We start from the raw sequence: 13,785 nt of genomic DNA, 5'->3' as shown, positions 1-13,785 counted from the left end.
CCCGGCACCAGAAAACGGTATTTGTCGTCCAGTTCCAGTATCTTGTAGGCGGCCCTGCCCCGGTATCCTTCGGCCTTGGCGCGTTTGACATAAGGGTCGTTCAACTGCCGCTGCAACCATTGGGTTGACGACAGCTTGCGCCCACGGGCGGTCTTGACTTTGACGGTCAGGTCACGCTGTCCACGCCCGGATGTGTTTTTGGTGGGTTTTTTGGCCATGATCCTGCCTATCGCCTAAAACGGGGTATCTTCCAAGACCCCATCCGCCGACATCTGCGCATAAAGCAAACCTTCGCGCAGGCCCCGGTCCGCTACCGACAGCCTGTCCGTAGGCCAAAGCCGCATCAACGCCTGCAAGATTGCAGACCCCGACATGATCAGCGCCTGCCGGTCGCGCCCGATGCGTGGGTCGGCCCGGCGGCCCACGGGGCCCAGTGACAGATAATCGCGGATCACCGTGTCGATCTGGTCGGATGTCATGCGCAAGCCGTCCACCTTGGTGCGGTCATAGCGGCGCAGGCCCAGATAGCTGGCAGCGACGGTCGTGACCGTGCCGCTGGTGCCGATGATCTGGAACCCCTCACGCGCCTGTTCGGCGGCATATGGGGAAAACTCTTCAAGGTTTTCTTCGAAAAACCAGCTCATCAAGGCAAAGCGCGCAGCGTCATCTTCCACATCGTGGAACTGGTCGCGCAGCGTGGCGACCCCCAAAGGCACCGAAATCCAATCCACCACCTTGGCGGCCGCAAAGGGGCCGGGGTCGGACTTGAACCCGGCGTGCAGGCGCATGATGGCGCGGGGTCGTTCGCGTTTGGGCACATTGGTCAGATCAATCCAGACTAGCTCAGTGGACCCGCCACCAATATCGACCACCAGCAATTGTTCGGTGTTCACACTGACCAGCGGCGCACAGGAAATGACAGCCAGCCGCGCCTCTTCCTCGGGCTTGATGATTTCAAGCTGCAAGCCGGTTTCGCGGCGCACCTGCGCGATGAAATTATCACCATTCAGCGCCCGTCGGCACGCCTCGGTTGCGACAAGGCGCATCCGTTTCACCTCGTGGCGGCGCAGCTTGTCGCGGCAAATACGCAGGGCGGCAATCGTGCGGTTCATCGACGCACGCGACAGCCGCCCGGTGCTTTCCAGACCGGCACCAAGCTGCACGGACTTGGCAAAACTGTCGACCACATGGAATTGGCTGCCCTTGGGCTGGGCAATCAACATACGACAGCTATTTGTGCCCAAATCCAACGCTGCATAAAGCGTTGCCGGATCAGGCGGAATTGGCGCGGGGGTTGCGACCGCTTTGGGGAACGCGCCCGCACCTGTGGGACGCTTGGGCGTCATCTGTTACGCCCTCCATTTCAAGTTACCATCAAGCTATGTCGCCGCGCGACCTTGCGCAAGCCTTGTGAACGGCCCTGAACAGGAAGGTGAACGGGCCGCATCTTGGATATGAAAAATATGGGTTCGCCCGTCACTGGCGCGCCCGCTGCCATCTGGATATGACAACACCGTCGCTGAATGTATCCGGCATGTCGAAATCCGACATCGGGCGCGGGGCGCGGATGTTAGAACCAAACAAAAGCCACAAGGGGAATCAGATGCCCGACGTCACCATTGTTTACTGGCGCGATATGCCAGCGCAGGTCATTGTGGGCCGTGGGCGGCGCGGAACCAAACTGCCCCTGCCGGAACGGTTTGAACAGGCAATCGACCGGGCCGCGATGAAATCGGGGGCTGCGGAATCGGATGATTATATGGCCGGATTCCGCAAAGCCGCCCCCTACTCCGCCGATGGCACCGATGCCGAGGCCGCGGCGGCGGCTGTTGCGCAAATCGATGCCGAATACAACACCGACCGTATCAAGGCGCTGATCGCCAACGACGGTTGGAATTGAAAACGCCGCCCCCATTCACCGCCCGCATCACGGAGGCCATCATGTCCCTGCTCAATTTCCGCAAGCCCAAGGAAGACACCGCAACACCGGTCAATCCTGCGGTTGAATCCTTTCTCAAGGATTATTCGATCGAGGTCATGCCGCGCACCGCCGAAAAAGTGCAAGACTTTCGTGATCTGCTGCCCGCCGGCACCCGCGTTTACATCGCCCACATCGACGGCACCCCGATTGAAGACATGGTCGCCACCGCCCGCCGCCTTGCGACCGACGGCTATAAGGTCATGCCGCATTTTCCCGCGCGCATCATCAAGGACCGTGCAACGCTAGCCGACTGGATCGCACGTTACCGGGGTGAGGCGGGCGTGGAACAGGCGCTTTTGCTGGCTGGCGGCGTGACCACACCGCTGGGTGAATTCGACAGTTCCATGCAATTGCTGGAAACGGGACTGTTTGGCGATTTCAAGCGCCTGCACGTCGCAGGCCACCCCGAAGGCAACCGCGATATCGACCCTGACGGATCTGACCGCAACGTCATGGACGCCTTGCGCTGGAAACAGAAATTCAGTGAAACCACCGGTGCAGATACGGCGCTGGCCACACAATTCGCCTTTGCAGCGCAGCCGATCATCGCCTGGGCGGATGCGCTGCGCGATGCGGGCATCACGATTCCCATTCACATCGGCATCGCCGGACCTGCAAAATTGCAAACCCTGATCAAATTTGCAATTGCCTGCGGTGTCGGCCCATCGCTGAAGGTGCTGCAAAAACGGGCGATGGATGTCACCAAACTGTTGCTGCCTTACGAACCGACCGACGTGGTCACAGAACTGGCCGCCCATAAGGCCGCGCACCCCGAATTTAACATCACAAATGTGCATTTCTTCCCGCTTGGCGGCATCACAGCCAACGCCAATTGGGCCATCGCACATGGCGGCAGCTCTGCTGTGCCCGCCTCTGACCTCAAGGATATGTCATGACCCGCACCATCGTCGAATCCAAGACCAAGACCGCCATCATCGGCTTTGACCAGCCATTCTGCGTGATCGGTGAACGGATCAACCCCACGGGGCGCAAAATTCTGGCGGCCGAATTGGAACAGGGCGATTTCAGCCGGGTCGAGGCGGATGCCATCGCGCAGGTCGCGGCAGGCGCGACCATGCTTGATATCAACTCTGGTGCCGTGTTTTCCAACAAGATGGCCGAAGATCCCCGTTATGCCGATAACAATTTTGTTGAACCACCCCTGATGGCCGAATTGATCAAACGCGTGCAGGCGGTGGTCGATGTGCCCTTGTGCATCGACAGCTCGGTCCCCGGCGCGCTGGAAAACGGGCTAGCCGCCTGTGAAGGCCGCCCGCTGCTCAATTCGGTCACAGGCGAAGAAGAGCGAATGGAACTGGTGCTGCCGCTGGTGAAAAAATACAACGTGCCGGTCGTCGCCATTTCAAACGATGACACGGGCATTTCCGAAGACCCCGAAGTGCGGTTTGCCGTCGCAAAAAAGATCGTCGAACGCGCCGCCGATTATGGCATTCCCGCCCATGACATCGTGGTTGATCCGCTGGTCATGCCGATTGGGGCCATGTCCACCGCCGGGTTGCAGGTTTTCACGCTGGTCCGCCGCCTGCGCGAAGAATTGGGCGTGAACACGACCTGTGGCGCATCCAACATCAGTTTCGGGCTGCCCAACCGGCACGGGGTCAACAACGCCTTCCTTCCCATGGCGATCGCTGCAGGCATGACATCGGCCATCATGAACCCTGTCGCCTTGCCTGTCGGCCCCATCAAGATCGCCGAGAAAAAGGCAGAGCTTGCCGCCGCAGGGATCATCCTGCCAGATGATATTGATGACGAGGTTTTTGTCACCCTGTTGGGCATGGGATCGACCAAGCCACGGGCCGGGTCGGAAATGGAAGCGATCCGTGCGGCCAATTTCCTGACCAACAACGACCCCTCTGGGGCCGACTGGATACGGTTCAACCGCGCCCCCGTGAAAGAGGGCGAAGGCCGCGCACGCACGGGTCGTCGTCGCCGGGCATAAACCCGGAATTAACCTTTATAGGGTTGGATGGTGGCATGCAGATGCCCCTTCCCCCCCTGATCTGCAACTTTGGATTGATCAGCTGTTTTCGGCAAAGGCTGCTGCCCAATCAGGGGGTGTCATGCGGCGTAACAAGACATGGGTTGACCGCGAAATCGGGCGCGACCGCTTCGAGGCTGAAGTGCGCCTACCCGGGTTTCACCTGATCGAGACGACGCAGCAATGGGTCGTGATCTGCAACCGGGGGAATATCCGGCTGATGTTCTGACAAAGAATTTTCGCGAAAATTCTCCGCCCGAAAATCAAACCTTGGTACTTTTCAGCAAGTCCACCAGTGCAGACCGCAGCACAACCATATCACCGCCCAGCCCCAGAAACGTCACACCCTTGGCCACGTATTCCGCAAAGCGGCTGCGATCAAAGGTGATGATCCCGGCATGCTTGCCTGCGGCAAGGGTGCGCGCGATCAAGTGGTCTATCGCGGCCTCCACGTCTGGATGGTCGGGTTGGCCGGGGTATCCCATATCTGCCGACAAATCAGCAGGACCGACAAAAACGCCGTCAACACCGGGTGTTGCCGCAATCGCATCAATATTTTCCACAGCAGCGGCACTTTCGGCCTGTACCAACAGACACATCTGCGCGTTGGCGCTGTGCGGATAATCAGCAATCGCCCCATAGCGCGATGCGCGCGCCAAGACCGCCCCCATCCCGCGGATCCCATCGGGGGGATAGCGCATGGCGCGGGCCATTTCAGCCGCCTTCGCCGCATCATCAACCAAAGGTACAAGCACTGTTTGCACCCCAAGGTCCAGCGCCTGTTTGACCATCCAGACCTCGGGTGCCGCGATCCGCACCACCGCAGGGGTGCCCGCCCCCTCCAGCGCCTGCAATTGCGGCAGCATTTGCGCAATTGTATTGGGGCCGTGTTCCCCGTCGATCAGACACCAGTCAAACCCGACCCCACCGGCCAGTTCAGCCACAGCGGGCGACGCGCTGGCCAACCACAGCCCATATTGCACCTGCCCAGCCAAAAGCGCCGTTTTCAGTGTGTTTTCAGGGTTTTCCATCAGCGGTAATACAAAGATTGACCGTTATGGAAAATCTGCACCTTTTCAGGGGCGGCGGCCATGCGCACGGATTTGCCACGCAGATCACCGTGAATGCCGGGCAGTTTACCGATAACCGCGTTATTGTCGCCAACCTTGTCGAAATAAAGCAGTGTCACCTCGCCCAAGGCTTCGGTGATGTTCACTTTCCCATCGAATGCATAATCGTCCCCGTCTGTTTCGATCATATCTTCGGGTCGGATACCAACATTAACCTTCAGGCCCTTATCGGCAGCTTGCGTTGGCACCGCCGAACGGACAAGCCCGCCGCCGTGCAATTTGACAGTGGTCTGCGCGCCGGTTTCCACCACTTCGCCCGCTAATATATTCATTGCCGGACTGCCGATAAATTGCGCCACAAATTCATTTTCAGGCCGTTCATAAAGTTCCAGGGGTGTGCCAACCTGCGCGATGCCCTTGTCGGCCAAGACCACGATCCGCGTGGCCAGCGTCATTGCCTCGACCTGATCGTGGGTCACATAGATCATTGTGCTGTTCGGCATCGATTCCTTCAGCTGCGCAATCTCGATCCGGGTCGCCACCCGCAAGGCGGCATCAAGATTTGATAACGGTTCGTCGAACAAATACACCTTGGGGTCGCGCACGATGGACCGGCCAATCGCAACACGCTGACGCTGGCCACCCGACAAGGCCTTGGGCAGGCGGTCCAAGTATTCATCCAGTTGCAGAATTTTTGCTGCACGGCTGACAGCGGCGTCAATATCCTGTGCGGATTTCTTGGCCAGTTTCAGCGCAAACGCCATATTTTCGCGCACCGTCATGTGCGGATAAAGCGCGTAGGATTGAAACACCATCGCAATCCCGCGCTGTGCGGGCGGCACGTCGTTCACAACCTGACCGTCGATTTCCAGCGTGCCTCCGGTGATTTTTTCCAGCCCTGCAATCATCCGCAACAACGTTGATTTTCCGCAACCCGACGGACCGACAAAGACGATCAATTCGCCTGTCTTGATATCAAGATTGATATGTTTCAACACATCAATCGTGCCACCGTATGTTTTGGCAACGTCTGTCAGCTTTAGATCGGCCATGTCTCACTCCCCTTTTTATTTTATGACTTCAGCGCAAGACAAACTTGCCATGGCCCCAGATACAGCCGCCCGTCCGCTGAAGGATGCGCACTGCCCAGCTCTGCCCCGATCAGGGTCCAGTCACCGGCGGGCAAATCTATGTCCGACGGTGTTTCGCTGACGTTGAAGGCACAGAAAATCACCTGATTACCCAAAGCACGGGTAAAATACACCACGTCGCCTTTGGTGCGGATTTTATCCAGTTCACCGTGCATCAAGGCAGGATGGTTCCGCCGGAACGCAATCGCCTTGCGGTAATGGTGCAGGATCGCGCCGGGCTCGTCTTCTTGGCTGGCGACCGACAGGTGGTAATGCTCGGGTGCGACGGGCAGCCACGGCTTTTGCGTTGAAAACCCTGCGTTCAGATTATCGGTTTCCCAGACCATCGGGGTGCGGCAACCATCACGGCCCTTGAATTCGGGCCAGAATTCGATGCCATAAGGGTCTTGCAGGTCCTCGAACGCCACGTCTGCCTCTGGCAGGCCCAGTTCTTCACCCTGATAAATGCAAACCGACCCGCGCAGACACATGATCAGACTGGTGAACATGCGCTGCGCCGCCGGTGTCAGATCCCAGCGCGAAGCATGACGCATCACATCATGGTTGGAAAACGCCCAGCACGCCCAGCCATCGGATGCGACCCTGTCCACCTCTTCCATCACGCTGACGATGCGCGCGGCGGTTGGCTGATCCTTGGCCAGAAATTCAAAGGCATAGCACATCTGCATCAGGTCATCGCCTGCAGTATACTGGCCCATGATTTCCAACCCCCGCTGGGCATCGCCGACTTCGCCCACAGCGGCAGCGCCGAACGGCTCCATAACCGCGCGCAACTTGCGCAGAAAATCAAGATTTTCCGGTTGGTTCTTGTCGTAAAGATGTTCCTGGTGGTTATAGGGGTTCACTGATGGTGCGATATTGGCGTTGCGCCGTTCGGGCGGCAAAGCCGGGTTATCGCGCAGCTGCTTGTCATGGACATAGAAATTGATGGTATCCAAACGGAACCCGTCAACACCACGATGCAGCCAGAAACGCGCCACATCCAGCAGGGCATCTTGCACCTGTGGTTCATGAAAATTCAGGTCAGGCTGCGACACAAGAAAGTTGTGCAGAAAATACTGTTCACGCCGCGCATCCCATTGCCACGCGGACCCGCCAAAGATCGACAACCAGTTGTTGGGGGGGGTGCCGTCGGGTTTCGGGTCTGACCAGACATACCAGTTGGCCTTGTCGTTGGTGCGGTCAAGGCGGCTTTGCACGAACCACGGGTGCTGATCGCTGGTGTGGCTGAGAACCAGATCAATCATTACCTTCAGGCCCAGACGATGCGCGGTATCAACCACCGCATCGAAATCGGCAAGTGACCCGAACATCGGATCGACGTCGCAGTAGTCGCTGACATCATAGCCGAAATCCTTCATCGGAGACATGAAGAACGGTGAAATCCAGATCGCATCCACGCCAAGCGAGGCGATATAGGGTAGCCGCTGCACGATCCCCAAAAGATCGCCAATGCCGTCGCCGTTGCTGTCCTGATAGCTGCGCGGATAGATCTGATAGATCACCGCACCGCGCCACCAATCCTTGTCTGTTGCGGTTTGCGTTTGCTCGGCCAGCGCCACGTTCATATCACTTTGTTCCTTATTTGGCCTTTGGCCTGTTTTGTATTATGCCGGTCAGGGCGCGGGTCTGCCGCTATTTCACCGACCCGGCCAGCAGACCACGCACAAGGTATTTTTGCATCGCAAAAAACACCAACAGCGGCACCGAGATCGACACGAAAGCAGCCGTTGCCAGAATTTCCCAATTCCCGCCCCTTGTGCCCAAAAGCTCGACGATCTGGTTGGTCATTACTGTTGTTTGCCCCGAACTGTCGATCAGGAACACTTTGGCGACCAGCAGGTCATTCCATGTCCAAAGGAACTGGAAAATCGCAAAGGACGCCAGCGCCGGAAACGATAGCGGCAGGATGATCTTGGTGAAAATCTGGAATTCGGTGGCACCATCCACACGCGCGTTTTCAATGATGTCGCGCGGCAGACCGACCATGTAGTTGCGTAACAGATAGACCGCGAGAGGTAACCCGAACCCGGTATGCGCCAGCCAGACCCCCAGATAGCCCTTGCCAATCCCGATCCCCAGATGCAGCCGCAGCAGCGGGATCAGCGCCAATTGCAGCGGCACGACCAGCAAGGCCACAACGCAGGCAATCAGGATTGCCCGACCGGGAAAATCCATCCACGCCAGCGCATAGGCAGCAAAGGCCGCAATCACGATGGGGATAATCGTCGCCGGGATCGTCACAGTCATGGTATTGAAAAACGCCTTGGCCATGCTGTCGGTGCTGGCCCCGCTAACCAGCACGGTTTCATAGTTTTTCACGGTAAATTCCGGTGGCGTCGTCGCCGTGACAAACGCCCGTTGGCCCCGACCGGTCAATTCCTCTGGGCCGGACCAAACATAATCGCCATTTGCTTGAACAGTCAGCGTTTTGCCATCACCCAAATCGGCCGTTGCACCGGGTTGGTAATCTGCGATGGCACGACTGGTTACCCCCCAAACGCTGATTTTTGCATCGCTTTCCTCAGCACTGGGGGCCCTGCCTTCGACAACAAACAGGTTGCCGCTCACTGTATAAACGCCGTCGATCAGGGCCTGGTTGCCATCTACCCCAGGATTGGCCGTGCGCAACGTCAGGTTCTGTTCGGTCGGAAACAGCGATTGCCACCAGCCGGAACTGGCGATCTGATCAGCGGTGCGGAAAGACGACACCAGCAACCCCACCGTCGGGAACAACCAAAGCGCCACCAGCAGCACCACCGAGATATGCACCGCCCACGTCAGGCTTGATTTTGTGCCAGCAATATTATCCATGATTTGCTCCTATGCAGTTGCGGGCCATATCAACGCATCTCCTTGCGGGCGTTATAGACGTTCCAGATCAGGATCGGGCTGACCAGCAACATGATCACCATCGCACTGGCCGATCCAACGCCCCAATCATTGGCGCGGAACAATTTGTCATACATATAGTTGGCCAGCACTTGCGTTTCCCACTGGCCGTTGGTCATCGCGAACACGATGTCGAACACCTTGAGCACGACCAGCGTGATCGTGGTCCAGACCACGACGATGGTGCCGGCGATTTGCGGCATCTTGATCTTGAAAAACACCTGAAACGGGTTGGCGCCATCGACGATGGCGGCCTCGATCGTTTCTTCGGGAATGCCGCGCAGCGCCGCTGACAGGATCACCATGGCAAACCCTGTCTGAATCCAGATCAGAACGATCATCAAAAAGAAAGAGTTCCAAAACGGAATGGTCAGCCAAGTCTGCGGCACGCCATAATTCAAGCTGACCGTCGCAAGCCCCATGATGGACTGAAGCGACAGAAACACCAGATAAACCCCCACAAGACCCGCGAAAACCCGCAATGGCATGCCAAGTTTGCTGACCTTGACGTGATCAGGTTTGATCAACGGCCGCACAGCCCCCCAAGCCATATAGGCCACCAAAAGGATGAACAGCACAAGAATGGAAATCGGCACCAGCCGCAAGATCAAGAACGACCCCACCCCGCCATCAAATTGCAGCCAGACCGCGTTTAACACGCCGATCTGTTTTTGGTCGACCGGACGGGTGTCATAGATCAGCTTGAAAATCACAGAGGCACCGACGAATGAAATCGCCATCGGCATAAAGATCATGGATTTGGCAATACTGCCCCATTTGATCCGGTCGGTCAGTTGCGCGGCCAGCAGGCCAAAAGCGGTCGACGCCGCAGGCACAACGATCAGCCACAGAATGTTGTTCCGCAGCGCTTCCCAGAATTTCGGTTCGTCGAGCATCTGGGAATAATTGGCGAAACCAACAAATGCGCCACCCTGATCACGGTCGGTGACCGAATACCACAGCGTCGCAAACACCGGATAGGCCAGATAAAGCCCAAGCGCGAAAATCGCAGGGAAAAGGAAAATCCACGGCCGGATCATATTGGCGCGATTGATGTTGCGCCCGGCATTCACACCCTTCGCAGGAAACAGAACTTTGTCCAGCAACTGGTTGGAAAGATAAAAATAACCCAGGCATCCACCGACACCGATCACGATCGTCACAAGACCCAGAAATGCTGCGTCCATCGTCCCCTCCCCGGAAAATATGTTAGTCGGATCAGCCCGGCACACGCCCGGGCTGATCCACTATATCACCACCAGGGGTGCTTACTTGATCGCGTCCCAGGAATCCTGAACGCCCTTGGCCACTTCAGCAGCTGGTTTGCCACCGGCATAATCCACCATGCCAGTCCAGAATGCACCCGCACCAATGGCGCCAGGCATCAGGTCTGACCCGTCAAAGCGGAAGGTCGTTGCATTCAGCAGAATGTCGTTCAAGCCGCGCGATGTGTCATCAATGAATTTGGACATATCCACGCCCTTGTGCGGCGTCAGGAACCCGCCGTAGGACATCCAGATTTCGTGGGCTTCAGGTTCACGCAGGAAGGCGATCAGCTCTTGCGCACCGGGGCCGGGATTGGTGATGGCAAACAATGTGCCCGCACCCAGAACCGGGGATCCCAGATCCTTGCCTTCATAAGCCGGGAAGTAGAAGAAATCGACATCTTCGCCAATTTCGGTCCCTTCAGGAAAGAACGCAGGAATGAACGAAGCCTGACGGTGCATGTAACACTGTGGCGGGCTGGAGAACATTCCCTTGGGGCTGTCACGGAAATCGGTTGTGGCAACCGCACCGGCACCACCAGCCACATATGCGTCATTGCGCGCAAATGCCCCGAATTCGTCAATGGCCGCAATCACCTCTGGGCTGTCAAACGGCAAGTCATTGGTGACCCATGCATCATAGATTTCAGGAGGCTGGGTGCGCAACATCATGTCCTCAACCCAATCGGTTGCAGGCCAACCGGTCGCCGCGCCAGACCCCAAACCAATGCACCACGGCGTGCCGCCATCTGCAACGATCTGATCGGTCAGCGTCTTCAGTTCTTCCATGGTTTGTGGAATTTCATAACCGGCGTCTTCAAAGTTTTCCGGGCTATACCAGACCAAAGATTTCAGATCGACGCGAAAGAACATACCGTAAAGCTGCGGGTCACCGTTCTGGTCTGCATATGTGCCCAGATCGACCCATGACTGACCGGCGGCGTAATTTTCCGCGATCCATTCAGCCGAGCCTTCTTCCAATGGCGTCAGAAATCCGCGCCGTGCCAAATCGGCAGCCAGACCGGGCTGCGGGAACACAGAAATATTCGCGGCAGAGCCTGCCTCGGCGTCGATGATGACCTGCTGCTCAAAGCTGTCAGATCCGACATAGCTGACGTTCGCGCCTGTCCGTGCCTCGAACAAATCAAAGATTTCATTGACGATTTCGGCCTCAGGGCTCAGCCATGTGCCAGCAACGGTAATATTGACACCGCTCAGATGCCCATCCGCCTGTGCAGCACCTGCACAAAGGGCGACAGCTGCCGCTGTAGCATACAGTTTGCTTTTCATTAATAATCCTCCCAATCACGCAAAATGCGTAAAACTTTATTCGCATCTTGCGATGCAGTCACATTCGTCAACCCAGCTCTCGGAATCACTTTCCAAAGCGCTTTGACTGTTGCTACAGTTCTTGAAGATCGACCCTCTGTCAACTATTCACTGTTAGCGCAAAAGCCTATTGGATTCTGGCATAAGAGACTCTACTGAAACGATTACGTAAAAAATTGCTGCTGAAAAGACAACGCCTAGACGGGCCACGACCAACCACGCCGGGAACTGCAAATACCTTCCATGAACCTGAAAGAATTATCCCAGACGCTCGGGCTTAGCCAAACAACCGTCAGTCGTGCACTGAACGGATACCCAGAGGTCAATGGCGCCACCCGCGAACGCGTTGAACGGGCTGCCCGACAATTTGGATATCGCCCGAATGTGCGTGCAAAAGGGTTGGCGACCGGGCGGGCGCTGGCGATAGGTCACGTCATCCCCATCGGCACAAAGCCTGAACTGGTGAACCCTATTTTTGGGGATTTCATTGCCGGCGCCGGTGAAACCTATTCCCGGTATGGTTATGAAATGATCCTGTCGATCATTGATGGCCGCAATGAAGAAGCCGTTTATCGGGGGTTGAAATCGCGGCGCGCCGTGGACGGGGTGATCATTCATGGCCCCCGCATTTCCGAACCGCGCATTTCGCTGCTGCAGGAAATCGGCCTGCCCTTCGCCGTGCATGGGCGCACAGGCCATTTCGACAAACCTTTCACTTGGCTTGATGTGAATAACCAAGAGGCGTTTAGAGAGGCGACCAACTATCTGGTTGATCTGGGTCACCGCCGGATCGGCCTTGTCAATGGCCCCGAAAAACTGGATTTCGCCTATCGGCGCCGGGTCGGTTACCTTGAGGTCCTTAATCGCCATGACATTCCCGTCGACCCGGCCCTGATGCATTCCGATCCGATGACCGAAGACGCCGGATATGCAGCCAGCCGTGCCATGCTCGCGCTGCCTGATCCGCCCACGGCATTGCTGTGCGCCTCGCTGGTTTCGGCGCTGGGTGCGCGCCGTGCGGTCGAGGAATGCGGGCTGTTTATGGCGCGCGATGTGTCGATCATCACCCATGACGACGCGTTGTCATATTTGCAAAACGGCGGTGACACCCCGATCTTCACAGCAACACGATCATCGGTGCGCGATGCCGGACGCCGGTTGGCAGAAATGCTGCTTGAGGCGATCGCCCACCCCGAAGCCCCCCCACAAACTGAAGTATTAAAGGCTGAACTGGTCATAGGCCAATCAACTGGCCCGGCACCCCGAAAGGATTGACATGAACTTTACACGCGCCGATTTTCCCGATGGTTTCCTGTTCGGGGCCGCAACCGCCGCCTATCAGATCGAAGGCCACAGCTTTGGCGGGGCCGGATCAACCCACTGGGATACATTCGCCAAAGGCCCCGGCAACGTCGTGCGCGCCGAGGACGGGGCGATTGCCTGCGACCATTACCACCGTTACGACGAAGACCTTGATTTGCTGCGCGATGCCGGCATGGATGCCTATCGGTTTTCGACATCCTGGGCGCGGGTCATGCCAGACGGGCGCACCGTAAACCCCGAAGGACTGGATTTCTACGACAGGCTGGTTGACGCGATGCTGGAACGGGGTCTGAAACCGTTTCAGACGCTGTATCACTGGGAATTGCCTTCGGCGCTGGCCGACAAGGGCGGCTGGATGAACCGCGACACGGCAGAATATTTCGGTGATTTCACCGATGTCATAACCGACAGGATCGGCGACCGCGTCCATGCAATTGCCACAATCAATGAACCATGGTGCGTGGCCTATCTTTCGCATTTTCTGGGCCACCATGCCCCGGGCCTGCGCGATATCCGCGCCGCTGCCCGCGCGATGCACCATATCACGCTGGCGCATGGGATCGGCCTGTCGCGCCTGCGCACCAAGGGAATGAAAAACTGCGGCATCGTGATGAATTTCGCCCATGTCAAAGCCGCCGACGACAGCGCCGGTGCCGCCCTTGCCGCCACCCGCCAGGACGCGATCAACAACCGCTGGTTCATCGAGGCGATCACCAAAGGCACCTACCCCGCCGAAGCGCTGGAAGGGTTCGGCCCGCATATGCCCGCAAACTGG

General features: G+C 57.5%; 13 protein-coding genes and 1 pseudogene. 6 read left to right on the top strand and 8 right to left on the bottom strand.

Annotation, left to right across the window (positions count from 1 at the left end; all coding sequences use genetic code 11):
• Together IBX59_RS13900 and IBX59_RS13895 are read right to left on the bottom strand one after the other, a co-directional pair.
• Positions 1 to 218: pseudogene (locus IBX59_RS13900) on the bottom strand (23S rRNA methyltransferase); the annotation flags it as partial.
• Positions 219 to 233: 15 nt separating this feature from the next.
• Positions 234 to 1,346, bottom strand: a complete 1,113-nt coding sequence (locus tag IBX59_RS13895) for a Ppx/GppA phosphatase family protein (RefSeq protein WP_296376596.1) — start codon at positions 1,344 to 1,346, stop codon at positions 234 to 236.
• A gap of 257 nt (positions 1,347 to 1,603) precedes the next feature.
• Between IBX59_RS13895 and IBX59_RS13890 the strand changes: the two genes are divergently transcribed.
• From IBX59_RS13890 to IBX59_RS13875, 4 genes are all read left to right on the top strand, one after another.
• A complete protein-coding gene (locus IBX59_RS13890) occupies positions 1,604 to 1,900 on the top strand; it encodes a virulence factor (RefSeq protein WP_296376594.1) in 297 nt (98 codons plus the stop codon).
• A 41-nt stretch (positions 1,901 to 1,941) separates the two neighbouring features.
• The gene (locus tag IBX59_RS13885) at positions 1,942 to 2,877 is read left to right on the top strand and encodes a methylenetetrahydrofolate reductase (protein ID WP_296376592.1); all 936 of its coding nucleotides are present in this window, start codon (positions 1,942 to 1,944) and stop codon (positions 2,875 to 2,877) included.
• Positions 2,874 to 3,941, top strand: coding sequence for a methyltetrahydrofolate cobalamin methyltransferase (locus tag IBX59_RS13880; protein WP_296376590.1), 1,068 nt, complete (start codon positions 2,874 to 2,876; stop codon positions 3,939 to 3,941). The genes IBX59_RS13885 and IBX59_RS13880 overlap by 4 nt, the downstream gene beginning before the upstream one ends.
• 121 nt (positions 3,942 to 4,062) lie before the next feature.
• A complete protein-coding gene (locus IBX59_RS13875) occupies positions 4,063 to 4,209 on the top strand; it encodes a hypothetical protein (RefSeq protein WP_296376588.1) in 147 nt (48 codons plus the stop codon).
• A gap of 34 nt (positions 4,210 to 4,243) precedes the next feature.
• Here IBX59_RS13875 and IBX59_RS13870 read toward each other — a convergent pair whose 3' ends face one another.
• The 6 genes from IBX59_RS13870 to IBX59_RS13845 form a co-directional block, all read right to left on the bottom strand.
• Positions 4,244 to 5,011 (bottom strand): HpcH/HpaI aldolase/citrate lyase family protein, encoded by a 768-nt coding sequence (locus tag IBX59_RS13870; RefSeq protein ID WP_296376586.1) that lies wholly within the window; start codon positions 5,009 to 5,011, stop codon positions 4,244 to 4,246.
• Positions 5,011 to 6,102 (bottom strand): ABC transporter ATP-binding protein, encoded by a 1,092-nt coding sequence (locus tag IBX59_RS13865; RefSeq protein WP_296376584.1) that lies wholly within the window; start codon positions 6,100 to 6,102, stop codon positions 5,011 to 5,013. The genes IBX59_RS13870 and IBX59_RS13865 overlap by 1 nt, the downstream gene beginning before the upstream one ends.
• 20 nt (positions 6,103 to 6,122) lie before the next feature.
• Positions 6,123 to 7,769: an alpha-glucosidase gene (locus IBX59_RS13860; RefSeq protein ID WP_296376582.1), complete on the bottom strand. Its 1,647-nt coding sequence runs from the start codon at positions 7,767 to 7,769 to the stop codon at positions 6,123 to 6,125.
• Between the two features lie 67 nt (positions 7,770 to 7,836).
• Positions 7,837 to 9,015 carry a carbohydrate ABC transporter permease gene (locus tag IBX59_RS13855; RefSeq protein ID WP_296376580.1) on the bottom strand — a complete coding sequence of 393 codons (1,179 nt, stop codon included), beginning with the start codon at positions 9,013 to 9,015 and terminating at the stop codon, positions 7,837 to 7,839.
• Positions 9,016 to 9,044: 29 nt separating this feature from the next.
• Entirely contained in the window at positions 9,045 to 10,280 is a 1,236-nt protein-coding gene (locus IBX59_RS13850; protein ID WP_296376578.1) for a carbohydrate ABC transporter permease, read from the bottom strand.
• Positions 10,281 to 10,361: 81 nt separating this feature from the next.
• Positions 10,362 to 11,648: an ABC transporter substrate-binding protein gene (locus tag IBX59_RS13845; RefSeq protein WP_296376576.1), complete on the bottom strand. Its 1,287-nt coding sequence runs from the start codon at positions 11,646 to 11,648 to the stop codon at positions 10,362 to 10,364.
• 282 nt (positions 11,649 to 11,930) lie between these two features.
• On the opposite strand from IBX59_RS13845, the gene IBX59_RS13840 reads away from it, so the two are divergent.
• The gene (locus tag IBX59_RS13840; protein WP_296376574.1) at positions 11,931 to 12,962 is read left to right on the top strand and encodes a LacI family DNA-binding transcriptional regulator; all 1,032 of its coding nucleotides are present in this window, start codon (positions 11,931 to 11,933) and stop codon (positions 12,960 to 12,962) included.
• 1 nt (position 12,963) lies between these two features.
• The coding region (locus tag IBX59_RS13835; protein WP_296376572.1) for a glycoside hydrolase family 1 protein at positions 12,964 to 13,785 on the top strand (822 nt) is incomplete at its 3' end.

The organism is Yoonia sp. (assembly GCF_014859355.1).
GTDB lineage: Bacteria > Pseudomonadota > Alphaproteobacteria > Rhodobacterales > Rhodobacteraceae > Yoonia.
The sequence above is the reverse complement of the archived record's forward strand: the minus strand, read 5'-3'. Positions and strand labels throughout refer to the sequence as shown.